This is a genomic window from Mesorhizobium sp. M1E.F.Ca.ET.045.02.1.1 (genome assembly GCF_003952485.1).
Lineage (GTDB): Bacteria > Pseudomonadota > Alphaproteobacteria > Rhizobiales > Rhizobiaceae > Mesorhizobium.
In genome coordinates, this window is sequence record NZ_CP034447.1 from 441,759 (window position 1) to 464,267 (window position 22,509).

General features: G+C 58.5%; 19 protein-coding genes and 2 pseudogenes. 4 read left to right on the forward strand and 17 right to left on the reverse strand.

The annotated features are described in order from the left end of the window. Window positions 1-190: 190 nt before the first annotated feature. The 4 genes and pseudogenes from EJ070_RS02040 to EJ070_RS02055 all read right to left on the reverse strand — a co-directional run. Window positions 191-1,030 (reverse strand): hypothetical protein, encoded by an 840-nt coding sequence (locus EJ070_RS02040; protein ID WP_126038081.1) that lies wholly within the window; start codon window positions 1,028-1,030, stop codon window positions 191-193. Beyond that, the gene (gene ectB, locus EJ070_RS02045; protein WP_126038077.1) at window positions 1,023-2,279 is read right to left on the reverse strand and encodes a diaminobutyrate--2-oxoglutarate transaminase; all 1,257 of its coding nucleotides are present in this window, start codon (window positions 2,277-2,279) and stop codon (window positions 1,023-1,025) included. The genes EJ070_RS02040 and ectB overlap by 8 nt, the downstream gene beginning before the upstream one ends. A 1,059-nt stretch (window positions 2,280-3,338) precedes the next feature. After that, window positions 3,339-3,932 (reverse strand): SPASM domain-containing protein, encoded by a 594-nt coding sequence (locus tag EJ070_RS02050; RefSeq protein WP_126038074.1) that lies wholly within the window; start codon window positions 3,930-3,932, stop codon window positions 3,339-3,341. 474 nt (window positions 3,933-4,406) lie between these two features. Further along, a pseudogene (locus EJ070_RS02055) lies at window positions 4,407-4,510 on the reverse strand (aminocyclopropane-1-carboxylate deaminase/D-cysteine desulfhydrase family protein); the annotation flags it as partial. Between the two features lie 305 nt (window positions 4,511-4,815). On the opposite strand from EJ070_RS02055, the pseudogene EJ070_RS02060 reads away from it, so the two are divergent. Further along, a pseudogene (locus EJ070_RS02060) lies at window positions 4,816-5,010 on the forward strand (transposase); the annotation flags it as partial. A gap of 17 nt (window positions 5,011-5,027) precedes the next feature. Here the strand turns inward: EJ070_RS02060 and EJ070_RS02065 are convergent. Further along, window positions 5,028-5,777 carry a LuxR family transcriptional regulator gene (locus EJ070_RS02065; protein WP_126038069.1) on the reverse strand — a complete coding sequence of 250 codons (750 nt, stop codon included), beginning with the start codon at window positions 5,775-5,777 and terminating at the stop codon, window positions 5,028-5,030. 485 nt (window positions 5,778-6,262) lie between these two features. On the opposite strand from EJ070_RS02065, the gene EJ070_RS02070 reads away from it, so the two are divergent. Then, the gene (locus tag EJ070_RS02070; RefSeq protein WP_126043834.1) at window positions 6,263-8,065 is read left to right on the forward strand and encodes an ABC transporter ATP-binding protein; all 1,803 of its coding nucleotides are present in this window, start codon (window positions 6,263-6,265) and stop codon (window positions 8,063-8,065) included. 729 nt (window positions 8,066-8,794) lie between these two features. On the opposite strand, the gene EJ070_RS02075 is transcribed toward EJ070_RS02070, so the two are convergent. The 7 genes from EJ070_RS02075 to EJ070_RS02105 form a co-directional block, all read right to left on the reverse strand. Further along, entirely contained in the window at window positions 8,795-9,808 is a 1,014-nt protein-coding gene (locus tag EJ070_RS02075; protein WP_126038066.1) for a 1-aminocyclopropane-1-carboxylate deaminase, read from the reverse strand. A gap of 411 nt (window positions 9,809-10,219) precedes the next feature. Further along, window positions 10,220-10,495, reverse strand: a complete 276-nt coding sequence (locus EJ070_RS02080; protein ID WP_126038063.1) for an exopolysaccharide production repressor protein — start codon at window positions 10,493-10,495, stop codon at window positions 10,220-10,222. After that, window positions 10,492-10,809, reverse strand: a complete 318-nt coding sequence (gene fdxB, locus EJ070_RS02085) for a ferredoxin III, nif-specific (protein WP_126038060.1) — start codon at window positions 10,807-10,809, stop codon at window positions 10,492-10,494. Before fdxB ends, EJ070_RS02080 begins: the two co-directional genes overlap by 4 nt. Further along, complete coding sequence (locus EJ070_RS02090) at window positions 10,806-11,009, reverse strand: CCE_0567 family metalloprotein (protein ID WP_095517143.1); 204 nt, start codon at window positions 11,007-11,009, stop codon at window positions 10,806-10,808. Before EJ070_RS02090 ends, fdxB begins: the two co-directional genes overlap by 4 nt. Before the next feature lie 46 nt (window positions 11,010-11,055). Continuing rightward, window positions 11,056-11,499 (reverse strand): DUF269 domain-containing protein, encoded by a 444-nt coding sequence (locus EJ070_RS02095; RefSeq protein WP_245455125.1) that lies wholly within the window; start codon window positions 11,497-11,499, stop codon window positions 11,056-11,058. A gap of 330 nt (window positions 11,500-11,829) precedes the next feature. Continuing rightward, window positions 11,830-12,987: a TlpA disulfide reductase family protein gene (locus EJ070_RS02100; RefSeq protein WP_126038057.1), complete on the reverse strand. Its 1,158-nt coding sequence runs from the start codon at window positions 12,985-12,987 to the stop codon at window positions 11,830-11,832. 448 nt (window positions 12,988-13,435) lie between these two features. After that, window positions 13,436-13,630 carry a hypothetical protein gene (locus EJ070_RS02105; protein ID WP_029356503.1) on the reverse strand — a complete coding sequence of 65 codons (195 nt, stop codon included), beginning with the start codon at window positions 13,628-13,630 and terminating at the stop codon, window positions 13,436-13,438. 948 nt (window positions 13,631-14,578) lie between these two features. Here EJ070_RS02105 and EJ070_RS02115 point away from each other — a divergent pair. Both EJ070_RS02115 and pyrE read left to right on the forward strand, forming a co-directional pair. Continuing rightward, entirely contained in the window at window positions 14,579-15,364 is a 786-nt protein-coding gene (locus EJ070_RS02115; RefSeq protein ID WP_126038054.1) for an acetoacetate decarboxylase, read from the forward strand. Window positions 15,365-16,390: 1,026 nt separating this feature from the next. After that, window positions 16,391-16,987: an orotate phosphoribosyltransferase gene (gene pyrE, locus EJ070_RS02120; protein ID WP_126038051.1), complete on the forward strand. Its 597-nt coding sequence runs from the start codon at window positions 16,391-16,393 to the stop codon at window positions 16,985-16,987. Between the two features lie 330 nt (window positions 16,988-17,317). On the opposite strand, the gene EJ070_RS36105 is transcribed toward pyrE, so the two are convergent. The 5 genes from EJ070_RS36105 to EJ070_RS02145 form a co-directional block, all read right to left on the reverse strand. Next, window positions 17,318-17,467 carry a hypothetical protein gene (locus EJ070_RS36105; RefSeq protein WP_165778317.1) on the reverse strand — a complete coding sequence of 50 codons (150 nt, stop codon included), beginning with the start codon at window positions 17,465-17,467 and terminating at the stop codon, window positions 17,318-17,320. A 629-nt stretch (window positions 17,468-18,096) separates the two neighbouring features. Then, window positions 18,097-19,395: a SidA/IucD/PvdA family monooxygenase gene (locus EJ070_RS02130; RefSeq protein ID WP_126038045.1), complete on the reverse strand. Its 1,299-nt coding sequence runs from the start codon at window positions 19,393-19,395 to the stop codon at window positions 18,097-18,099. A gap of 847 nt (window positions 19,396-20,242) precedes the next feature. Further along, window positions 20,243-21,115 (reverse strand): universal stress protein, encoded by an 873-nt coding sequence (locus EJ070_RS02135; RefSeq protein ID WP_126038042.1) that lies wholly within the window; start codon window positions 21,113-21,115, stop codon window positions 20,243-20,245. A gap of 94 nt (window positions 21,116-21,209) precedes the next feature. Then, window positions 21,210-22,022, reverse strand: coding sequence for a response regulator transcription factor (locus EJ070_RS02140; protein WP_245464790.1), 813 nt, complete (start codon window positions 22,020-22,022; stop codon window positions 21,210-21,212). Next, window positions 22,019-22,498: a NifX-associated nitrogen fixation protein gene (locus EJ070_RS02145; protein ID WP_095517137.1), complete on the reverse strand. Its 480-nt coding sequence runs from the start codon at window positions 22,496-22,498 to the stop codon at window positions 22,019-22,021. The genes EJ070_RS02140 and EJ070_RS02145 overlap by 4 nt, the downstream gene beginning before the upstream one ends. Between the last annotated feature and the right edge of the window lie 11 nt (window positions 22,499-22,509).

Consider the following 22,509-nt stretch of genomic DNA (forward strand, 5'->3'; position numbering starts at 1 on the left):
CCGGCAAACACGGGGCTGGGCGGACGCAAAAGTCACTGCCAAGCCATTTTACTGAACTCAACAAGTCAGGTTCGCCCCCTCCGGAAGAATGGAAAAACGTCCGGAGGGGTCTGTCATTGAAGGTTCCCCGCTATGACGGAGGTGACGCCTTCACTATCGGCACAAAACAGTCGCCGCTATCCACGGCCTATCAGGTCCACCAGAGAACAAGATCCGGCCGCGCAAACCCGAAAAAGCAATTCAGCACCAGGCGACGCTTTCCGTCGCCTGATTGACCGGTAACCCCGTGAACGAAGCCGCCATCGATTAGGGCGATATCCCCGGCCTTGAGCTGGAACTCGCGGCACGGGACGGCCTCAAGATAGGCTGCCGAATAGGGATATCCAGTGGTCTCCACACCCTGCGACTTTCGGTCCGCAACTGTCGGCTTATGGCTCCAGAGCCTCAGATTGCCCCCGTGCTCGGACATGCTGGGATAGAGGTTGAGCGCTGCGACCGTATTGTGCGCCACCGCAGAAAGCTCGTAATCATCGCCAGCACGTAAGACTTGAGCGACGTCGTCGTGGGGATCCAAGGAAAACGTGCCACTGCCTGACCAACTGAGAGCGCGACAGACGTTGGCCTGACCGCGTTCCGAACGGGCGAGCCGCAATTCAATACCCTGGTTGTGAAGCTCTCGCTTCAACGCGCCGAATATTGCTCGGACCGGGTCAACCAAATTCTTAAAAAGGGCCTCGACGTAAGGTCGCGCAGCTTCCGCATCTGCGAAATAGGTGGCTGCATCCTTCCTGTAGTGAGATGCGCCGACATATTGTCCGGGCACACCATCTCTACGCTCTCTGAGACCGGAGCTTCCAATAAAGTTCGTGGTGATCTCCTCGGCTACTTCGGTGCTGAAAGCTTGCTTGACGTGCAGAGCGGTGAGCTCACCTTTCAGGACCGAGATGATCTCCCCCGTGTTGATCGACCCGGTCCGTTCTTTGATCGAAACCGGGGAGATGGCTGGCACTTGAGTTATCTGCTTAGGCATTGTCTTGCTCCTGTAGTGCGTGATCAAGGATGGTGATGCCACGATCGAGTTCGGCATCGGTGATGGTTATCGGCGGGAGGACTTTGATAACGTCGCGATTTGGCCCCGAGGATTCGATAAGAAGGCCATTTTCGAATGCGACATCGTGCACGCGGCCGACAAGTGCCGGTGAACGGCATTTCAGGCCGGCCATCAGGCCGCGCCCGCGCTTTTGTTGGATGTATCTGGGAAATTTCGCAACCAGGCGATCGAGGTGCGTTTGCAGCCTGACGGCTGTCCGCTCGACACCTGCAGTAAATTTCCTATCCGACCACATCTTGCACATGGCTCCTGCCGTCACGAAGGCGAAATTGTTGCCTCTGAAAGTCCCGCTATGTTCTCCGGGCTTCCATATGTCCAAGTCGGGTCGAATCAGAACGATGGAAAGCGGGCTACCTGAACCGCTTAGGGACTTGGAAAGACACACAATGTCCGGTTCGATTTTTGCGGACTCGAATGAAAAGAAATCGCCAGTTCGGCCCGCACCCGCCTGAATATCGTCGACGATAAAAACAATGCCGTGAGTACGGCAAATGCGCTGAATTTCCGTGAGCCAAGCTGCGGATGCGGCGTTCATGCCGCCTTCTGCCTGGATGGTCTCCAGAATGATTGCGGCCGGCTTTTCTATTCCGCTCCCCGGGTCGCTCAAAACGCAGTCGATGTAACTGGCGGAATCGAAAGCTTGGCTCGGATAGCCGTCATAGGGAACACGGATCACATCGTGGCGAGCAACGCCTCCCAGTTCCCTGGTTGAGGCCGAGCCCGACACCGCTAGAGAGCCGAGCGACATGCCGTGGAACGCATTCGTAAAGGCCATGACGCTCGAGCGGCCGGTGTATTTTCGCGCCAGCGCCAGAGCCGCTTCGTTGGCGTTCGTGCCGGTCGGCCCAGGAAACTGAATCTTGTACGAAAGGCCTCTGGGTTTCAGGATCCAATCGACGAACCCTTCAATGAAGTCACGCTTTGCCGCCGTATGCATATCAAGTGACAGAAGAATGTTCTCACCGACGAGATATTCAATCGCCGGCGCCATGATATCCGGATTGTTGTGCCCGTAATTGAGCGCCCCGGACCCAACTAGGAAGTCGATATATGCGTTACCGGACTCGTCCCAGATGGTGGCCCCAAGTGCCCTCGCAAAGACCGCGGGAAACGACCGGCCATAGCGACGAACGTTGGACTCATGGGCCGTGAAAGGGTCGGTGTTCATATTGAGTCCTCTGCACATAGGTCGTCAAAGAAGAGAGCTGTTTAATGGCTAGTGGTTTGCGGTAGATGTTCGTCATCTAACATTGAGAGCAGAATGCCGGAGGAAGCTTTGGTTGGTCTGGTGATGCCGGGATCCTCATCGAATATTGTTGGGTTGCGTTGCCCTCCATTCGGATGCCTTCGGAGAATGTGCTGCAACAGGATGGTTTCTAAAGCTTCCGCGAAAGCACCGCTACTATGGCATCAGGTAGTTGACGTACCCACCCATCGCTACCCATAGCGCCTCCGGACAATGAATGGGTCCAAGGACGATTAGCAGGGTCGCGTCGCCAGAGGTTGTGTAGCTCGGCGCTAGCGAAGCCGCTCGCGAGCGCGCTCCTCAATAGCGCCGTAGCGAGCGAGCGGCTTTGCGGCGGCCATCAATATTCGCCGTTCAACCTCGGGCTGCGGACACCAACCTGATTCAAGAAACTATTTGATGACCGATGACAGAGCGAAAGCCGCGCTCTCTTGGAGAAGACTGCGGATTCCGATCTCTTGCGCGAGATGATTGGCCCGAGCCGCCGGGTCAAGAGGGCGGGCCGCCGTGGGCGCCCTTGACGGAAAGCCCGTTTGTAGGCCAGGCGGAAGCAACCGAGAGACGCGCTGGCGAAGGGCCGAATCGGTTTCGAGAACGTCCACTACCGCGACGGCAACCATCCCCGGCCGCAGCTGGGGCTGCTGCCTTCAGGCGAGTCGAAAAGGAGATAGTCTGGGAGGGTAAAGGCGTTGACGAGGTGGGCCGTGAGTAAGCAATCAAGCGCTGATCGGGATCGACAACGCTGTTTCCGTCCGACCGAGGTTGACCTGTGATCGGCGTTACCTCAAGGCAGGCAGGCCGACAAGCTCGGTTGGAAGCCGAAGACCACTTTCGATGAGCTCGTCTGGGAATGGTCGAGGCCCACTGCCGCGCCTACGGGATCATGCTCGCGTAACGTGAAAACACGATCGCGTCGCCGGCAGGTGCATGTGCCGTGGGGCCATCCGGATTGCCAGGTACGCCCTCTCGGCCGGCATCCACTCAGGTCCGGTCGTTTGGGTCGGCGAATTCACACATTCTGCAAAGCAGAAAACCATCCGCTCCATTCATGCGGTCGACGATTTCGCGAAAAACTGGCTTTTCAAACAGAGCGGAGTAACCCTCATATAGAAGGTTGCCCAATACGTGACGCCGTTCAAAATCCATGGAGCACAGGGTAACGTCGCTGTTTGGAAGAAGAACATTCCGATACTGTCGTTCGTCCACGCAGGTTAGGGCTCCGACCACTGGCTGGCGTGGTGCAACGATCTTAGGGTCGACGCTTCCACCCCTACTGCTCATGGGCCGCGCTCTTATCAGTGCTTCGGTAGGAATAATGTCGGCTATATCTGGGTGGGGCTCGCCCAAAGCCACGAACCGGATCAAGGGGATATCCGCGTCGACGAGTTGACGAACCAGATCGCGATACTTGTCTCCGACCAGGCGGCTGTTCATGTAGGTGCCATCATCGAAAACATGAACCACGAATACGCCCAAGCGCAAGGCTTGCAATCGTTGCAGGTCCTCCCCGTTCATTCCCACCAGCGTCGTAAAAATCCTGATGCCATGGCCTTTGGCGAAGGCGTGCTCCACCATTTCGGTGCAGTCCGGATTGAGCCAAGGTTCGGAGTATCCCGCAAAACCAATGTCGACGGAAGCCGGTACGCGGGCTAGACACCGCTTGAAATCTTCAAGACCCAGATGACTCGCATGAGACACTTTTCTTTGCCGGACCGCGAACTTGTCCTGGGGACAATATGAACATCCTACGACACATCCCGTGGTCGTCGTTATCTCCAAAACCCTGCCGGCTGTGTTTGCTAAGCGAAGTTCCGGCAAAATCACTGGTGACGACTCCCATCTACTTACGTCGAAGCGCCACGATGGTGTGCCTTTGGCTTTCTGGCACCGCCTGCTGATCTACTGAGGCAACGCGGCCATCTACCCTTTTGGCAGCCTAAGCCGCCCGGTTCGCCGATTTGCCGGGCCGACTCCTCACAAACTTCGAGCGCGTCGGACCAGAGACAGCATTGCATCTTTCGAGGCATCACTCGCTCCGGAGATGTAGCCTCAACCGGTGATCGCTGGCCCATCGCCGAGATGCGCGCACAGCACCCTCGAACCCGCCGGAAAGAAGCTTTCTGGATGAGGTCGATCACCCCTTTCATCGAGCGAGTTCCGTGTTCTCATGCGGGTCAACCCTCACCCTATATTGCCGCACCTCGACCAGCAAAGGCCGTGCCAGTGCGCCTGGCGCGCAGTTACTGCGTGATGGGCTTCGAAAAGCCCGACAGGCCCAAGACGCTCCGCTGTTTTGAACCCGACATGTTTTCTGACGGCTGTCAGATTTGGACACACATCACTCATGCGTCAGTCGCTTAAGACGGAATGGCGTGCTGAGTTCTGCAAATTCGCTGAGAGTGGGCGGTCATGACAGGGTGGTGTTCAACGTCACCGATTCCCTGGAAGGAACGCCGCCATGATCAAGACAGAAAGTAAGACCGCCAGCGCTGCCGTCAAAGACATTCTGCTTTGGAACCCGGATAGATTGAACGAGGTGATCCGCGCGGTCATGCAGGAGGTGCTCGAGGCCGAGATGGACGATGCGCTGGATGCTTCGAAGAGCGAGCGCACGCCGGAGCGTCTCGGCTATCACTCGCGCTACTACGGGCGGAGAACTAGCTGCGCAACCTACTGCCGTTCGATAATCCCAAGTTCCAAAGCTTTTACAACAGCTACCGTTCTGCTGGTCGCATCCAACTTCCGCATTACATTTTTTAAATGGAAATCTATCGTATTTCGTGATCTGCCTAAAATAGTTCCTATTTCCCATGACGATTTTCCTTGTGACACCAAATCAATGCACTCTATTTCTCTCGCAGACAGGCTATGAACTTGTTCTGACGCAGTCGTAGTGTCGAACTTCGTAACCATCAGATGAAACCGTAGCGCGGCCATTTGCAGGTAGGTGATCGTTCTATTTAGCAATTCGCAGTCCGAGGATTGAGCAAAACTCATAAACCTAAAGCTGTCAGCAGGGCCATGTAAAGGGACGGTAACGCCTGACCTCAAGCCGAATGTTGCTGCTTCGTCCAAGACGCGGCGTCCATCTTCAGTTATGCTTTTATCGGTATACACCTCGCTCCATCGAAAGGCCCCTGCCTCCTTTCGACCTTTCTTGATGAGCGGGTCTATTTTGGCATAGCCCATTCTCGAGTAGCGCTCCTGCCATTCAGCAGGATAATTCCACATCACCACAGAATCCTGTCGGTTCGGCTTGAAAACCCTCTGTTTTGATGCGAGCGGGCCATAGGCAATCCAAGGGCAATCGAACTTCAGCGCAAACGCGGACAACAGTTCGAACAACCGTTCGGATTGAGCGATACCATCAGTCATGTTGAGGAATAGACCTAACTCGAGTTCAATCCGCGGGAGTTTCACGATCTCTCCTTCAGTTGCGTCCTCAGGTGCACAGCTCCAGCCCAGCATCGCAACATGCGTAGTGAACGGATCGACAGCCGGAGTTCTCTTCCGCCACCTAAAGACGTGGCATCAAGAGTCGTGCCACCTTGCGAGCGGAGCTTTTTCAGGTTGTAAACCGACTGGAGCGAGGTACCCAGGAGGCGAACCGAACAGCACTGTGTCGGGGAGCGCACAATCCGACAGTCGAGCATTCGATTGACCGGATGTGGGCAGGAAAGTATTCGCGGCGCGTTGGATCGCGGCTGACTTTCTCCAGGCTCGGCAACCTGCTGAATTTGTCCTTCGGCTGTTCCCGCTCAATTGGCACGACCTTTGAAGCTCACATTGTGAGGCGCCAGGAGCTGCCCGCCAAAATTGATGCTGTTGTGGGGGAGGTCGAAAATTCCAGCTTTGTCATTTAACTTCTTTGGGAGCGAGCGTGTTGATGCGCCCGCTTGGAAACTATGAAACGTTTCCCCGTCCATGGGCGCGGCGCCACTTGTCGCGACGTTTTCGCCTTCACTGTTCGCCTCTGGAACAGGCAGCCGGCCCGGCTCGCGATCATCATGACCGCGATGCTCGCCTCCACGCTGGCTGACGTGTTGATGCCGCTCTATTCTGGCCGACTCATCGACGCTGTTTCTCGTGCTGCTAATGCGGCAGCACCAGCTTGGGATTCAGCTGTTGCAGCATTCTCTGTACCGATTGGATTGGCACTCGGTGGCATTGCGATGCGCCACGTCGCCTTCATTGGCCTGAGCGACCTGGTGTTGAAAATGATTTCCGATGTCGCGACCGAAGCGTTCCATCATGTGCAGCGCTTTTCGACAGACTGGCATGCAAACAGCTTCGCCGGCTCGACAGTGCGCAAGATAACGCGCGGCATGTGGGCGCTCGACCTCCTCAACAGCACGATACTCGTCACGCTGCTCCCGTCGTTTGTCATCTTGATCGGCTCGACGGTGCTGCTCGGCTGGCACTGGCCGGTCATGGGCGTGATCTTTGCTTGCGGCTCTCTCGTCTACCTTGCGTTTTCGATTTCGCTGTCGCTCGGCTATGTCGCGCCAGCGGCGAGCCTTGCCAACCGATGGGACACAAGGCTCGGCGGCGCGCTTGCGGACGCGGTCAGTTGCAACGCTGTGGTCAAGGGCTTCGGCGCAGAGGTTCGCGAAGACGAGCGGCTTGCAAATATCATGACGAAATGGCGGCACCGCGCGCGCCGGAATTGGGTGCGGGTAACGATCATCGGCTCAACCCAAGGCGTCACTTTGGTTGCGCTCAGGGTGGCGGTGATCGGATATGCCCTGCTTCTATGGTCTCGCGGACAGGCAACGCCAGGCGAGATAGCATATGTTCTCACGTCCTTCATCGTCCTACAGGGCTATCTACGTGATGCCGGCATACATGTCCGCAACGTGCAACGCTCGGTTAATGATATGGAAGAACTGGTGGCCATCCACAATCAGCCGCTGGATGTTGCGGATCGTCCAGAGGCCAAGCCGATCCGGATCACGAAGGGCCGTATCGATTTCGAGAACGTCCACTTCCGCTACGCCGACCATCCCCTGCCGCTCTATAGCGAATGTTCGCTGTCGATTGAAGCTGGCCAAAGGGTTGGGTTGGTTGGACCCTCCGGTTCCGGCAAGACAACATTCGTGAAGCTCATCCAGAGACTCTATGACCTGAGCGGCGGCAGGATCCTGATAGACGGCCAGGACGTCTCCGAAGTAACCCAAGAGTCGCTCCGTTCGCAGATCGCGATAGTGCAGCAGGAGCCTATCCTGTTTCACAGGTCGCTTGCCGAGAACATCGCCTATGGCCGGCCTGGCGCGAGCCAGGCCGAGATCGAGCAAGCGGCACGGCTGGCCAGTGCGCACGACTTCATCGCGCCCCTGCCGAAGGGCTATGGGACATTGGTCGGCGAAAGGGGTTTGAAGCTCTCCGGCGGCGAGCGCCAGCGCGTGGCGATCGCGCGCGCCTTCCTCGCGAACGCGCCGATCCTTATTCTGGACGAGGCCACATCGAGCCTCGATTCGGAATCCGAGGTGCTCATTCAACAAGCGGTGGATCGGTTGATGGTGGGTCGAACCACACTCGTCATCGCACACCGGCTGTCGACGGTCCGCTCGCTCGATCGGCTGCTCGTCTTCGACCGTGGCCGCATCATGGAGGACGGCGATCATGCCGCGCTGATCGATCTCGATGGTGGCATTTACCGCCGCCTCTTCGAACGGCAGGCGTTGGAACTAGCGAAGGGCCTGGCCTGAGCGCCAACCGGGTTGCGCGATGCGCCGAGCCGTTGCCGGAGAGGCGTGTGGCAGTGAGGCCTTACCGACGAGCCGGGGGCGTTACGGCCGGCAAAACCAGCACGGCCGGACTGTCCGCCGAGCGGGCGGGCGGGAATGCACCACGTCTAAGCTTCGGCGAATGCCCGCAGTTACACGCGGGCACCGAATTGTCGCGCCTCACGGCGAACGCACCAAAAGGGCGGGAATGTCGACGGTCATTTGGGTCCGGGAAGTGTGCGGCCCTCGCCGTTACCCACATTTCGCCAAAGAAAGCGAAGTCAACGCACATTGAAGAGGGCGGTGCTTCCCGGCCGGCCGGGAGCCCTGTCGCTGGCCCAACCTGCCGCACGCCGGCACGTCAACGCATCAAACTCCCTTCGGTTCGCAAAGGCGTCCCTCGGAGACCCGGAAGCGCAGGAGCTCCGACCGCAGTCTTCGCTCAACTCTCGCCATCTGTTCCGGGGGATTGGATTCCGTTCCCTTGCTAACAGAGTGACAGCTGAGCACGAACTCGCCGGCCTCGTGTCTTTCGATTACGGCCAACGGCCTTAGGAAGAGATTGGATTCGCCGGCCCTCTGCGGAGCGAATGAACAGTTCTACAGATCATCGACGTCCGCGAAATTGACCTCGGCCTTTCCGGCCCAGCGCTGAAACGATGTTATGCACGTCCGGTACGGCAGGACGGCGGAATCGCAGTCTGCCGAATGTCAGCCGTTGCGAAAGGTGTAGCCGTACCCGTTGATCGCCGGCGCGCCGCCTAGATGTGCGTAGAGGACCCTCGATCCCTCTGGAAAGAAGCCCCTCTGGACGAGGTCGATCATCCCTTGCATCGATTTGCCCTCGTAAACGGGATCGGTAATCATGCCCTCGAGCCGCGCGCACAGACGGATTGCCTCTTTGGTTTCCTCCGATGGAACGCCATAACGCGGGTACGCGTAGTTCTCGAGCAATACCACGTCTTCCTCGACAATTTCCGCTCCGAGGTGGACGAGCTTCGCTGTATTTCGGGCGATGCCAAGCACCTGCGCCTTGGTCTTGGCGGGCATGGCGGAGGCATCGATACCGATCACGTTGCGCTGTCGACCGTCCTTGTCGAACCCGACGAGCATGCCGCCGTGGGTTGAACCAGTCACCGTACAGACGACGATGTAGTCGAAGGCAAACCCAAGCTGCTTTTCCTGGGCGCGTACCTCCTCAGCGAACCCCACATAGCCCAGGCCGCCGTATTTGTGGACAGAGGCGCCGGCCGGTATCGCATAGGGCCGTCCTCCCCTTGCCTTGACCTCATAAAGTGCCTTTTCCCAGCTGCGGCGGATGCCGATGTCAAAGCCCTCGTCAACCAGGCGCACCTCTGCCCCCATGATGCGGCTCAAGAGAATATTGCCGACCCGGTCGTAGACGGCATCATCATGTGGGACCCAGCTCTCCTGGACCAGGAAGCATTTCATGCCGATCTTGGCGGCGACCGCAGCGACCATGCGCGTATGGTTGGACTGCACGCCACCGATTGTGACGAGCGTATCGGCATCTGACGCGATCGCGTCGGGCACAATGTACTCGAGCTTGCGCAGCTTGTTTCCGCCGAGCGCGAGACCAGAGTTGCAGTCCTCGCGTTTGGCGTAGATTTCCACCTTGTCGCCCAGATGCTTGCCGAGGCGGTCGAGCCTCTCGATCGGCGTGGGCCCAAAGGTGAGCGGATAACGTTCGAATTTTTCCAGCATGCTCTCTCCAGCAAAAAAGTACCTGAACCGGCTACGCACCGGTCAGCCCAAGGGTGTGTGTGATCAAAGCCACCCGTCTTTCGAAGCGGGTGCAGAAGACGTTCATCGTTATTGCAGCACCGAGTTTGTCATTGCGACAAGCAGACCGCATCCGGCGTGCTGCGATGACTCTTATGTGCCTAATCGACCCAACACCCGCATCTCCTTGGCCTAAGGACAAACCGAATGTGGTCGCGTCCCACTGCCAAATACAGATCCCCTATATCGATCAGCTCAGTGATCAGAGGGTTACCAAAAGTGGTGTGGGCCTGAGCACTGATCATGTCATTCGCGCGTCAAAGCAGCAGCACATGCTGGGTAATTGACTTAGCTCGGACACAGCTGAAATTTCATTCCGCAGCTGATCAGAGTTCAGACGACTGATACCCGAGCTTTCCTGGAACCATTGACATGCTGGCCCCTGTGGCGAGTTCCACGAGCGCGGCTAGACTGCCGGATCAGAAAGAGTAGGCGGCCGAAATAGCAGGCCTGAAGCAGCAGCGAACAGGCCAGCGTCGTGACGACTGCCACACGGGGCGAATGCGAAGCGAAGTAAACCATCGACGCATTGCTGCACAGGATCAGCCCCACAAGCCGACAAAAGATATGAAGTGTAACGCCGTTCTCCTGGTTTTTTCGCCAGATCATGTTGCGAGCTCGTCGGCCGCAACATGCGTCTGGCAGTTCTTGGGGCAGACGCGGCCGCAGGCTCCGCAGCCGATGCAGCGGCCGGCATCATCGACAACCATGATCATGCGATTGAGCTCGCCGTCGAAATCGTCGTCTTCGTCATCGCAGGGGCCGAGGATTTCACCCGCGTCATTGACACCGTGAAGATGCATGACATCGCGCGAGCAGACCTTGAAACAACGGCCGCAGCCGATGCAGGTCTTGCTATCGATGAAGGTCAGGTACGACGGCATCCAAATGGAGCCGTCACGGGTGGTGAATGTGCGCGTCATCCTAAATTCTTCATTGAAGCGAGTTCTCTCTTGGCAACATCCAACTCGGCATAAACGGCGTGGGTTTTCTCGGCGACTTCCTGTATGTCGGCCCACTTGCCCGGCAGACCCTCGACAAGGTCCTGCAATGCCATCTTGGCAATAGCTGCACGCAACTGGAGCTTTCGGACTTTATTCCTCATCTTATCTAGGTCTGACATAGATCCTTCCTGGAACAATGGTTTTCTTGATGCGCGCCATCTCGGGCTAGGCTTCAATGGCTGCAGTCGCATCGTCGACCAGTTTCGTACCGGCCTCAGCCAGTTTGCGGAAAGTCTCGAAGCCGAACCGGTGGACGTCTCGATAGAACGACCAACCGCCGGAAGCCCCCAGGGGTTTCATTCCGATTATTGGCGACGTCGACACGCCGGAGCGCTCCTCAATCGCAAGCGCCACGGCGGTGTAAAACATGTCGAGCCTCCACAGCGCGTCCGAATCAGGATCGCCGATGAGAGGGGTCGCACATTGCTGTTCCTTGGTGATGATGAATTCGGCCAGCAGCTCGGCGTCCGAATTGCCTTCCCATAAGCCGAAGGAATCCTGAGTACGGATCAGCCGCAGAAGGCATTTGACGAACGGGCGAGCAAGGGCTTCTTCGTCCTTGTTGACATCAGGGCCAACCGGTGCATGAGGCATTTCGTTGTTTCTCATTTCAGTCTTCGTCTTCGAGAGACGATTTCCTTTTTCTGCGATGCCCACTCCGGGCCCACTTGCGTGGCCGACGAATGGCTTGGGCGGGCCAACCCCACGCAAGAGTGCCCCGTGGCCGACCTCGACATGTCCACGAGTGCGAGACCTACGGCGCGAATTCGCGGCGCACATCGTCTGCGCCGCGATCCGACCGGTGGTCAACGCAATTGAAATCCAACCTGCCGCAAGCCGCCCGCCCTTGCTGCATCGACATACTTGCTGCGAAGCGAGCCTCGATGGGCGGATTGGCCAGTGTTCAATTCCAATTGTCATCCCCTTCGCGATCTTTGCTCAGGAAGTGACTGCGTTTTGAGTTTCGAAAGCCTTATTTTGCGGAGCCACACAGATATCTGCGTGACAGGCGGGCTCACCCGTGTAGTTGGCCAGGGCTTGGAGCAACGGGGTGAGGTAGTGCTGTTTGGTGTGGTCCGGCATTGGCTCCGGGTGGTCCAGCGATTTGATTGCCACCTCGATCAGCTCGATCGCGCGATCCTTGTTGCCGCTCTCGTAATAATACTGAGCGACCGGGATGTACCAACGGAATTTAAGGGGCCCGTCGCCTTGCGGAGGATTAAGTTCCAGGATCTGTTCTGAGAGCTCGTTGCCCATCGCAAAGCGATCATCATGCGGAAGATGGGAGTTGTCGATCGTGGGATCGAAGAGTTGGTTCAGCGCCATGACCATCCAAGACATCGCTTCGAACTTTTTGTCGATCGCGTCCTCGACCAATTGGCGCATAAGCGGCAAGCCGGTTTTGATGTCGCGCAGCTTGTGAAGCACAAGATCCGCATGAATCTGCCGAAAATGATAAGATTCTGGCATCACGGCGAGGCCTTCTTCGATGGCCAATAGTGCCGCTGTCCAATCCTCGTCCTGCATCGCCGGCCTAAGTTTGGCGTATATCGGCCGGGTCAGCGACCTTTCGCGCGCTATACTTTGGTTACGCGCGATTCGCTTTGCATCGGCGGCTTTCGCTTCATAGCTGCTGCGCCAGCTGCCGTTAAGGACTTTCGGCAAAACGTCATCGAGTTCCGCCGGGTGGCCGATAAAAGCGATGTGGCCGTCGCGGTCGACCACGAACGAGGTGGGAATCCCGATCGAAGAGCTGGGATCCATCCAGAGCTTGTTCATTTCGCCAGTGTAATCGAACGCGATACGATAATTCAGATTCAAGAACTTCTCGGTCAGCCAGGCATCCACCTTAGTACGTGCCTCGTCCGCGGTTGCAGCCCGTTCGCCAGCTGCGACTCCGATAATCTCAAATCCGCTGTCTGCATGTTTCTCCTGCAGTTCAACCAAATGCGGCATGGCCGTCACACATGGTCCGCACCAAGTCGCCCAAAATTCAACGAGGTAGACCTTGCCGGGCTTAAAGTTTTTGACGGGCTCGCCACGCAGCCAGTTCTCCACTTTGATCGGAGGAGCCGGGGACCCCATACGCAGTTCCATGATGTTCTTATCCAAAGCTACCCACACCTTTCGTGGCTTTTATGCGTAGTTGGTTCTCTGTCAGAATCGCAACACACGGATCAGGAGGCCATCGCTCGTCTTGCGCGTTTGCATGCGATTCAGCCCTCTCACAGTGTTGCCGCCCATCAAGCAGCAATGGGCGTGCCAACCCCTCTCAGCTCCGGTAAGCGGCGGGGAATGCTTTGAAAATTCTCCACGAGCCCAAACACGGCCGATTGTCGTGAACCTGACATGTCTTCTGCCGCTGTCGGGTTTCGCCCTCTTGAGCCAGCCGCTTTAGGACAGGTGAGAGCTTGGATGGCTCGCCTGTCATTAGACTGGCCGGCGTCCTCGAGCAGTGGCACTTTGGCGCCGGGTCGAAAGTGCGGGGCGGCTTGGTCCTCGTGCCGCCACCGCCGCGTGTGGATCCTTGCCTCGTGGACATAAATCACCACGCGGCTGGCAAGTCGGCGGCATTGGGCTCAATCAGCGCGGCGTTGAGCCCCGACAGAACATAATGCTGCACCAATGTATCGGATGCCCTTCGCTGCCTCCACTTCTGCAGCCAGGCGTCGAGCGACGCTACCTGCCCACGTTCGAGCGCGACTGCAGTAATCTGCGCCGCCGGATAGCCAGCCGCCATTAGAAGGTACGATTGGGTCGGATAGGCATTCTGCCAGCAAATGAGGTCCGCTGTATTTCCTCGCGATGGATCACAGGCGTTGTCGGGTGATCGGGCACTATGCAAGGCGCGTCACGCTGACTAGCGCCTCGAACCACACCGGTAAAGACGGCGAGGCTAACACGACGGATATCGCAAGATCCCTTGAAATGTCTCGTTCCCCCGGCGGAGCGCGTCCAGCTCACCTTGCGGGCGTACCAGCGCCGAATGGGTACGCACGACGTCAACCTGCCTTTGGGCCCAGAGCCTCCTTGCCCTAGCCGCATGTGCCCCGGCTGGTCGAGAATTTCTGGTCGTCGAGCAGTAGAACTCTTTCACATGATGGCGAATGCGCGGCGTCCAGTGGGAGAACACCTCGGCATAAAGAGCGTTACTTCCCGGGCCGACGGTGGTGAAGCATAGCGCCCCGGTCGGAGCTATTTGCCTGAGGGGCGGAGGTCCTCTTGCGCAAAAGACACGTCCTCCCAATCCGCAAGCGGTCCTGTTCGGCGCTATCCGATGTCCGACAACGTCGGAGGCGTAACGTAGCTGAGCAAGATCTATCGCTTTGCCTCGAACGATTCTCATTTGGCATGGCGCGTGCGCGTTGATCCGCAAACCCCGCCATGAGGCGAAATCGGAGCTGGCCGCCACTCCACTTCCTCCTACCACGAGAGCAGACGGGAAGCAGCGCCTTCAAATGAGGAACAAAATCACTTTACCTCGAATCTTGCCTCTCGACTACAACCGGACCCATGGAACCGCGTCCGCGACCATACAATGAGTGCGCCCCGAGGCAATTGCCCAGCGCAAAATGGCTACGCGCGATCACGCCATGCATCCAGGCTAACGAAGGCACCTCGGAGAGCCTCGCCGCCATCATCGAGACCTATCTAAGCCCACTTGAGCCAGCACAAAGGAATTTCAAACATGCACCAAGATACCGTCCGTGGGAGAGCTTTCGCCATGCCCCTGACCAGCCCAGCCTACCCACCCGGCCCATATCGCTTCAGCAACCGGGAGTATCTGATCATCACATATCGCACCGATCCGCAAAAACTGCGCGACCTTGTGCCGGAGCCGCTTCAGGTGTGCGAGCCTCTGGTCAAATTCGAGTTCATTCGCATGCCGGACTCGACGGGCTTCGGCGACTACACGGAAAGCGGACAGGTCATCCCTGTCTCCTTCTGGGGCCGCATGGGGAGCTACACCCACTGCATGTTTCTCGACGACCATCCGCCGACAGCGGGCGGACGCGAGTTGTGGGGCTTTCCCAAGAAGCTCGCCAGCCCAACGCTCCGAACAGAGACGGACACGCTTGTTGGCACGCTGGACTACGGCCCGGTCCGCGTCGCGACGGGTACGATGGGCTACAAGCACCGGGCCGCGGACCTTGCGAGCGTTAAGGCCTCGCTCGCCGACCCGAACTTCCTCCTCAAAATCATCCCGCATGTCGACGGCACGCCGCGCATCTGCGAACTCGTGGAATACCACCTGGAGGACATCGATCTGAGAGGCGCCTGGACCGGCCCGGCAGCCCTGAACCTCTGGTCGCATGCGCTTGCCCCCGTCGCCGAACTGCCGGTGCTGGAAGTAGTCTCGGCCGTACACCTCGTCGCCGATCTCACGCTCGCGCTCGGGAAGGTCGTCCACGACTATCTCGCGGAAGCCGAGCCTCGCCATCGGAAAGGAAGAAACCATGAACTTTCACAATGATATTTTGTTGAACCAGCGCGACGGGGAGCCGGTGGCCGGCTTATCGACAAGGTGGCGGTGATCGCCGAAGCCGCGAGCGGGGTCGGCAAGGAAAGCGCGGTTCGCCCGCGAGGGAGCAAGAGTGGTCCGCGGATCTTGATCACAGCGAAGTCCAACGACGGCGTCCGGGATCGATCGATTGACGAAAAATGGTTGCCAGGGTGAGAGGCAGGTGGAACGCGGCTGATGCAGGCAATCGAAACCTTCGGGCGCCTCGATGTCCTGTCAGCAACGCCGGCGTCCAGAACGTAGCGCCGCTTGTCGAGTTCTGCCACAAGGCGCTTCCCGCCCGTGATAGGCTCCATCTCAGGGGTGTCGGCGAACTCAATGTCACCAAAATCAGTGTAAGGCTCGGCCTGCTGTTCGGCGTCTGCCTCAGAGGCAGACGCTCGCCCCTGTCGCCGATATCGCCGTAAAGACTCGGCCGGCAGGGAGGTGGACTACGACCTACCTTGAACTTTGCTTTCTACCGTCGTCAGATGAAGCGAGCCGAAATGTTGCGCCGCGGTGCTGATGACAAAAATTCTCGGCGGCTCGAACTTTACCTCTCGCGCCTCGACGAGGAGGTTGCACGAAAAGCGCGGCCTTGCCCACTCGTCATCACAAGAGCGACACGGGCCGACATGGCGGCCGAAACGCTCACCTCATGCGCAACCTGGTTAAGAAGCTGGCGCAAACGGGGCCGAGCGAGGCGGAACTCGAGGGGACGAGGATGAAACGCCCAAATCCTCAAAGAGACGGCCCGCATCGAGAAAAGCCGTGCCTGCCGAGATCGGGCAAGGGCGGGTGGCCAACGCTACCCAGCCGTAGGGAAACCCGTGATCACGCTTTAGGCACCCAATAACGATAATGGAAAAATCTGCGCGAAACGGTCGCACCGGTATTGACATTAATTGACACACCCCGCGAACACTTGCATAAGCCACATAGCGGTAGTGACTAGGTGCATGCCGCACCCAATTTTTTCCCTAGGGCGAGGTCTGATCTATGGCGGCACTGGCAAAATTCAGACCAGTTGATTCCAGCCAACACGACAAGGACGAACTCCGCGAAATCGTCCGTGAGCGCTCTTTTCGATCCGGACGCTACACGCTCTCGTCGGGCATAGAGAGCGACATCTATTTCAATATGAAGCCTACCATGATGATGGCGCGAGGCGCGCAACTTGCCGCTCTTGAGTTCCTAAAAATCGCTGAGCAAGTGAAAGCAGAGTACGTCGGCGGCCTTGAAATGGGAGCGGTCCCCGTAATCGGATCGATGGCAGCTGTCAGCTCGGCGATGAACAAACCCATAAACACGATCTTCGTTCGCAAGACTCCAAAGCCTCATGGCACAAGGGACGTGATTGAAGGTCTTGGGCCCAAAGAAGATCTCGAGGGAAAAGTCGTCCTGATCGTTGACGACGTTGCCACAAGCGGCAAGTCGATATTGAAGGCGATTGAAGAGGTTCGCCGCGTCGGGGGCATTGTAGGTGACGCTGCTTGCCTCGTGGACCGCGACGAGGGAGCTACGGCGCTGCTAGCCCAACATGGGGTCACGCTGCATTCCGTTCTGCATGCGAGCGAATTTGTGGAACGCCACTGACAATCTCATACAACGGCTTTCCGGCGACCTAGCCTTAGAGGACATTCCGCGGCTTTGCAGCGAGTGCAGGCGCCTCGCGAGTAAGGGCGACTGCCCTTGCCCATCCTCACTGCTTTTGGTGCAACATATGCTGGCTGCCGTTCACCAGCGGCTTGACGCCATTGACCACCTTTCTGAGCAAGGCGCCATCAGACTGAAGGCCTTTACCGATTATCTGGCGACGGTCGTTCGAATAGCTTCAGAGCGCGGAGACGCGGCACCCTGGATCGATCTAGCCAGCCGGTTTAGCGCCCTTTTCGGTCCCGACGAGGTTGCCCATTAATCTAGTGCTTATCGCTTTCCATGAACGAGCAGCCTCGGCGGCATCGCGTCATGGATCGCCAGCGGCATGCCGGCCCATGATGCGAGCGTAAAAGCGCCGAGCAGCCGGTGCTGAATCTCGGACGTGACGACGCCGATTGGCGCGATGCGCGTTGGCACGGGCCCTCGTGCCTAACCATGGTGCGTTCCCATTCCGCGGCATCATGCTCGCGATCCCGTCTGTGCCGTGCTCAAGCAAGCGAGCCCGAGCGAACCGCCCTGGGGTGCGGATTTAGACAATCGTTGGTGGAGTTGGCTGGCGAATTGGCGAGTTCGGCCTTTGGTTGGAAGACCGGCTTGCGGCGGGCCAACGAAACGGAATTGGCGACACTGGAGTATGCCTTCACTGGGGTCGCGTCCTTACGCTGTAACGCGACGGTCAGCGAAGCCGCGCGAGCGCCCCCTCGATAGCGCTGAGCGGGCGAGCGGCTTCGGGGCGGGCGCAGGGGCTGGGTAGACCGGGCCGGACTCACCTAACTCACCGGGTCCAGCCACGACATGCATCGCCAAAGGCAAGGACCCTCCCCGCTGAGCGCGGGCTCAGCCATGGCCGCTGAGGCTACCGCACTCTTTCGAGTGAACGTAAGGACTTAACGAGCGTAGGGGAAACGTCCGCAGAATATACGATGTGCCTCAGGGCCCGAGTGCTTATTCGGTCAAGATGATCTGGGCTAAGGCTCCCGCGTTCGCCGCAACGAAGGCGTACATCATTCCCTGGATGCCACCGCCAATGAACAATAGTAGACCAGTTATATCCCGCTGCCCATTTCTTCGGCTACGAGGTCGGGCCGGCGCTCGATCAACGTACGGCTGATGAGGCCGAGATGCTCGGGATTGGTGCATGGCGCGCGCCCCAGAAGGCTGTCCAGGATGCGGCGCGCTCGCCAGGCCAGCAGGCCAAAGTTCGGATCAGCCAGCCCGCGCTGTCCAAGGCAGGCGTTCTGAACGAAAAGGCGTCTGTCTCGCGGTCCGTCCCAGTACACCGAAAAATCCTCGCCGGTGGCGAGCTCATTGCCGATCTGCTCGAGGCGATCTGCGATCGGTTCCAGGAAGTCCGGCAGCGCGTTCTCGTACCCCGTGGCCAGGATGACGATGTCGGCGGTTACTTCTCCGATGTTATCCATGCCGCGCTGCAGCGTGAGCCTGTGCCCCGCCCCTGCGTTGATGCAGCGCGACACGTTGCAACTTGGCCGCAGTTTGATGTCGCATTGGTGTGGCTCGAGAAAGGCGTGGTGATAGAGCGCCTGATAGACCGCGCGCAACGTGCTTTCTGAAATCCCATCGGAGGCAAGCGCGAAACGACGCAGGAACAGCTGGCGATGCACCTCGCTCATGGCCGCAAAACGATCCGAAAAGCAAGGCGTGAACAGCTCGTTTGTGAACGGGTGGTCGTCGAAAGGCATCTCGCGCGTCAAGACCCAAGTGATCGCCGCGGGCCGCCGTTCTTTCGGCCGGCCGACAAGGTGCAGCAGCAGCTCGGCTCCCGACTGTCCGCCGCCAACCACGCAGACATGCTTTTTGTGTACCTCAGGATGGATATGCGCTAGGTCTGATGAGTGGAACAGGTTGGGTCCAGTCCAGCCATGAAACTGAGGCGGAATTTGCGCCTGCTTGCCTATGTCGATGACGAGGTTTCTCGCATCAAGGACCGCGTTGTCCGTCCGCACGCGAAACTCGCCGTCAAAGCGGATTTCGCGAACGGCCTCGCCGCCACGGACAAGCGGATTCTTCTGGAACGCCCAGTTGAGATATTGAGCGAACTCGGCTCTGAGCACCCCGTGAAATTGCGCATTGAGGAAATTGTAAAGACGCCCGTTCTCGTGGAGGTAGTTTACGAATGTGTAGGCTGATCGCGGATTGACCAGAGTAACCAGATCCTGGAAGTGGCCGACCTGGAGCTCCGCGCAATCGAAAGCGCTGCCTGGATGTCCTCGGAAATCAACCTGCCGATCCAGGAACAGTGCCCCTTGCGCAATCTCTTCCTGTATCTGACACGCAAGGCTCAAATTAGACGGCCCAGCACCGATACCAATGCAAAAGAGGTCCACTTATCCTTGCTCCTCTAGGAGTGTTTTCCAACTCAGCGGCATGTGCGCGGCGACCGCCAGGCATTGAGCATTGCGAACCTCACAGGCATCGTTGAGCCGCGGTCCCGACTGAGAGGAAGGCAAAAGCCTGCGCGGCCTTCCAGATCTTGGGCTCAATGGGCGACATCGACAGCGGGCACCGCATCATCCGAACCCAAGAGCGAGAAGGACCGCGTGTGATGCTGTCGCGCAGCTCTCCGGATTTTACGGCGGCTCCTAGCGGCTGCCTCCACCCCAGGATTGGCTGTTTCCCGGTTACGACGGAAGCGGCTCTTTCTTCGAGGGGCGTAACCATGGATAACGGCTCGTAATGCGTTCGTAGACTCCCATGCATGCAGCGTGCCGGATAAAGAAAACTGTCAAACCAACGAGTTCTCGTAATTCCAGCTCGTCTGGAACCCGACATTGTCGCACGCCCGACGATCGGGCAGAGGAAGCTCCGCGGCAGCGGCCCTTGCACACCGCAGGCCTGACAGGGGGCAGCCGCCGATTTGACCCGCGTCCGGGTACTGATCAGGGGCCTTCCAACAGGGTTCGCGCCCCGAGGCGGGGGTCCCCTGGTACACCCGCCCTGTGGCTTGGCTGCGGTCTGCTGCAGCCGTTCGTCTTTACTGCCCGTTACAGACGATCTCGCACGAGTTGGATGCACGAGAGCGTCCTGAAGCAGTCGAGGCGTCCGGTTTGGCTCTGACAAGCATCGCACGATGTTCGCGGATCCAGCCATGTCTCCGCAATCCGACCGGTAACCGACGACGACTTCGGACTGGTTGGCGGTCCTACGACCTGATCGGTGTTCCTACGGAACTGATCAGCGAGCCAAAAACAGCGGCAATGTGGTCTTCTCAAAGCTCCAGCTCGGCGGACCGCCGAAAATCCGCTCACGCAGCCGACGGCTGCCATAAGCACCCATGACTATCATGTCGGCGCAGGTGTCGGCCGCGTGCTGCGTCAGCACTGTGGCCGCCGATTTACCGGCGCTCTTAAGCAGGTCAACCGAGACCCGAGCACCGTGCCGAGTAAGATAGGCAGCGATGTCTGCTCCAGACTGCGCACCTTTCCCGTTGTTTTGCGCCTTCGGATCGACCATAGCGACACAAACTTCCTCAGCAGCGGATAGGAGACTAAGAGCTTCCCGAACCGCACGCGAGGCCTCTACGCGCGAATCCCAGCCGACCAGCACGCGTCGAGGCGACAGGGTCGCCTTAGCGCCCTTCGGCACGATGAGCACCGGCTTTCCGCTATCGAACAAGCAGCCGTTGACAACAGGAGGTCCGAGAGTCTCATCGTTGAGGAGGTCTCCTCCAACGATCGTCAGGTCAGCGCAGAGCGCCCGCTGTCGTGCCACTTCACCGAGGCTAGCCGGATCGCAATAGTCGGTGTCAACGTCACAGGAAAGCGACATAGCTTTCAGCCGTTTGAGGATATCCGCGGACCGTCTTTCCATTCTGGTCACGTCCTGTGAAAATTTCTCGATTTGCTGAAATCGATAATTCGGTACTGCAATTGCCTGTGCACGTCCCGTACCCCACTCGGGGGGCGGAGACGACATCAAGAGCAATGGAGGCGGTATAATCAGTACAGATAGGTGCGCGCCGACCTCGGCACACAGTCCGGCAGCTGTTGAGAGGTCCTCATCAGAATGATCAGCACCCGTTACACTGAATATGCTTTTAAATTCCATTTGCCTGCTTCTCCTGGTCTTCGTTAGGAGCGTCTCAAAGCGGCAACACCGCTCTCAGCAGAGGAAGAGAGAGCGGCACCACATTCGACCGATTTCAGTCGTCCGGCTTCTCGAGCGAGTAGCCGGCCGACCTGACGGTGCGAATGACACTGCCGGGCAAGGCCGTTTTCAGCGCCCTCCTGATTCGGCTGATATGGACATCGACGGTGCGTTCACCGACATGAATGTTGGCCCGCCAGGCCGCCCCGATAAGCTCGTTCCGGCTGAAGACCTTGCCGGGGGCCTCAATCATAAGCCGCAGCACGTTGAACGCGATCGGTCCGAGATGGATGTCGTGGCCATTACCGCGAACCCGATGGGCATCGAGCTTCATCTCCAGGCCTCCACAACAAATCCAACTGTCGTTTTCAACCCCGTTGGAACCACGCTTGGTCAGCCCGAGCCTCGCCCGCAGGCAGTCGAGCAGCTTGGCCGGAGCCACTGGCCGCACAAAGCTCTCAACGCCTGCCTTCAAGAGATCGAGGTGCTGGTGCTCGGCGCCAGGTGCGATCAGGGCGATAATGGGCAGGTCGGTGGTGCGCGGTTCCCGCTTGAGGTGGGCGCAAATTGCGGGCCCGTTTATGCTGGCTGGGTCGCAATCCAGCACCACGGCCTGAAGCTCCCGTTGGTCGGCCAAGGCCAGCGCAGCCTTCGCGCCGTCTGCCGTCTCACTGCTGAAACCGTCCACCTCCAGTATGTGACTGTAGAGCAGATAGAACTCGGCATCTTGCGAGCAGATCAGGACCAGCGGCTTCTTCATCAGCGATACCCCAGCAACCTGGTCGGCCTCGAGCCCCTGGATCGAGGGGGCTGGCCAACAATTCTCGGTTCCGTCATGATGGCCTTTCTCGAAAATCGCGCCCATCATGCCAGCGCCACGTGGGGAAAGGCTTCGATGACTGCAATCCCATCGTCGACCAGCTTCGTACCGGCCGTGGCGAGCTTCAGGAGCGTCTCGAAGCCAAACCGGTGGACATCGCGCAGCGTTTTGGACAAAACGACCAACCGTCCGGTCGTGAAAAGCACCCGACCAAAACCCTCATGGCTCACCTGGATCATCGGCGATGCCATAAGGCCGCAGCGCTCCTCGATCGCAAGCCCGATGGCGGCGTAGTACTTGTCGAGCCTCCACAGCACGTCCGGATCGGGATCTCCGATGATCGGGATCGCCCGGCGCTGTTCCTTGGTAATGATGAAGTCGCCCAGCAGCTCGGCGTCCGCTTTGCGTTCCCACGAGCCATAGGAATCCTGAGCACGGATCAGCCGCACGAGGCATTTGACGAACGGGGTGCAAAGAGCCGCCTCGTCTTCGGTGACAGCTGGGGGGATTGCGGGGTCAGACATTTGGCGTCCTC

Coding starts and splice junctions, on each gene's coding strand:
- EJ070_RS02105 (WP_029356503.1), bottom strand. CDS start 13,630: ATGGCGGCTGGCTATCCGGCGGCGCAGATTACTGCAGTCGCGCTCGAA.
- EJ070_RS02115 (WP_126038054.1), top strand. CDS start 14,579: ATGCACCAAGATACCGTCCGTGGGAGAGCTTTCGCCATGCCCCTGACC.
- ectB (WP_126038077.1), bottom strand. CDS start 2,279: ATGAACACCGACCCTTTCACGGCCCATGAGTCCAACGTTCGTCGCTAT.
- fdxB (WP_126038060.1), bottom strand. CDS start 10,809: ATGACGCGCACATTCACCACCCGTGACGGCTCCATTTGGATGCCGTCG.
- EJ070_RS02050 (WP_126038074.1), bottom strand. CDS start 3,932: ATGGTGGAGCACGCCTTCGCCAAAGGCCATGGCATCAGGATTTTTACG.
- EJ070_RS02070 (WP_126043834.1), top strand. CDS start 6,263: ATGAAACGTTTCCCCGTCCATGGGCGCGGCGCCACTTGTCGCGACGTT.
- EJ070_RS02095 (WP_245455125.1), bottom strand. CDS start 11,499: ATGAGAAACAACGAAATGCCTCATGCACCGGTTGGCCCTGATGTCAAC.
- EJ070_RS02040 (WP_126038081.1), bottom strand. CDS start 1,030: ATGCCTAAGCAGATAACTCAAGTGCCAGCCATCTCCCCGGTTTCGATC.
- EJ070_RS02145 (WP_095517137.1), bottom strand. CDS start 22,498: ATGTCTGACCCCGCAATCCCCCCAGCTGTCACCGAAGACGAGGCGGCT.
- pyrE (WP_126038051.1), top strand. CDS start 16,391: ATGGCGGCACTGGCAAAATTCAGACCAGTTGATTCCAGCCAACACGAC.
- EJ070_RS02140 (WP_245464790.1), bottom strand. CDS start 22,022: ATGATGGGCGCGATTTTCGAGAAAGGCCATCATGACGGAACCGAGAAT.
- EJ070_RS02090 (WP_095517143.1), bottom strand. CDS start 11,009: ATGTCAGACCTAGATAAGATGAGGAATAAAGTCCGAAAGCTCCAGTTG.
- EJ070_RS02135 (WP_126038042.1), bottom strand. CDS start 21,115: ATGGAATTTAAAAGCATATTCAGTGTAACGGGTGCTGATCATTCTGAT.
- EJ070_RS02100 (WP_126038057.1), bottom strand. CDS start 12,987: ATGGAACTGCGTATGGGGTCCCCGGCTCCTCCGATCAAAGTGGAGAAC.
- EJ070_RS02080 (WP_126038063.1), bottom strand. CDS start 10,495: ATGATCTGGCGAAAAAACCAGGAGAACGGCGTTACACTTCATATCTTT.
- EJ070_RS02075 (WP_126038066.1), bottom strand. CDS start 9,808: ATGCTGGAAAAATTCGAACGTTATCCGCTCACCTTTGGGCCCACGCCG.